This is a genomic window from Devosia sp. Leaf64 (genome assembly GCF_001421945.1).
GTDB lineage: Bacteria > Pseudomonadota > Alphaproteobacteria > Rhizobiales > Devosiaceae > Devosia.
Map to the genome: position 1 here is coordinate 1 of NZ_LMLO01000001.1, position 809 is coordinate 809.

General features: G+C 62.2%; 2 protein-coding genes. Both read left to right on the forward strand.

The genetic code is table 11. The annotated features are described in order from the left end of the window. Positions 1-84: 84 nt before the first annotated feature. Positions 85-477, forward strand: a complete 393-nt coding sequence (locus ASE94_RS00005; protein ID WP_062628684.1) for a transposase — start codon at positions 85-87, stop codon at positions 475-477. Then, positions 474-809 (forward strand): IS66 family insertion sequence element accessory protein TnpB (gene tnpB / locus ASE94_RS00010; RefSeq protein ID WP_062628685.1); only part of this gene is annotated, 336 nt, incomplete at its 3' end. The genes ASE94_RS00005 and tnpB, both read left to right, overlap by 4 nt.

Sequence of the window (809 nt, forward strand, 5' to 3'; positions counted from 1 at the left end):
GTAAGCGGTGTCCTACCCCCACCTTTCTCCCATTTGTGAGCCATGAGATTGCGCACTGATTAATGTCAGTGCGGGAGTTTCTCCATGGACGCTCCATTGGAGCTTCTCACAAACGGCGGTAGACGGCGCCGCAATCGGCAGTGGCCCAATGAGGTGAAGGCGCGGATTGTCGCCGAGACGTTGCGGCCCGGAGCGACCATTAGTGAAGTTGCTCTGCGGCATGGGCTGAAGCCCAACCATGTCTCGTCTTGGCGAACCCTTGCGCGCAGGGGGAAACTGGTGCTGCCGGCACCAAAGGATGCGGTGGAGTTTGCGACGCTAATGGTGGCTCCGGTTGATGAGGCACTGGCGGCGGCGGAGCGGGCGGCATCGGCTGGGCCCGAGGTCGTGGTGGGTTCGGTGACCATCCGGCTGGAGCCTGGCGCCTCGGCGGCACGGATTGCATCGGTGGTCCACGCACTGATGGTGGCCCCATGATCTTCCCCTCGAACCGGGTACGGATCATGGTGGCGACCAAGCCAATCGACTTTCGAAAAGGCCATGACAGCCTGGCGGCGATGGTGAAGAACGCGTTGCACGAGGACCCGTTCACCGGCACGGTCTTCGTGTTCCGCGCCAGGAAGTCCGATCGGCTGAAGTTGCTCTACTGGGACGGCACCGGATTGGTCATGACCTATAAGCGATTGGAAGAGCACACCTTCAGTTGGCCTGCGGTGACGGACGGCCTGATGACTTTGAGCCATGCGCAGTTCGAGGCGCTGTTCTCTGGGCTCGATTGGCGGCGGGTTCGGGCGGTGGAAGCGAAGGCG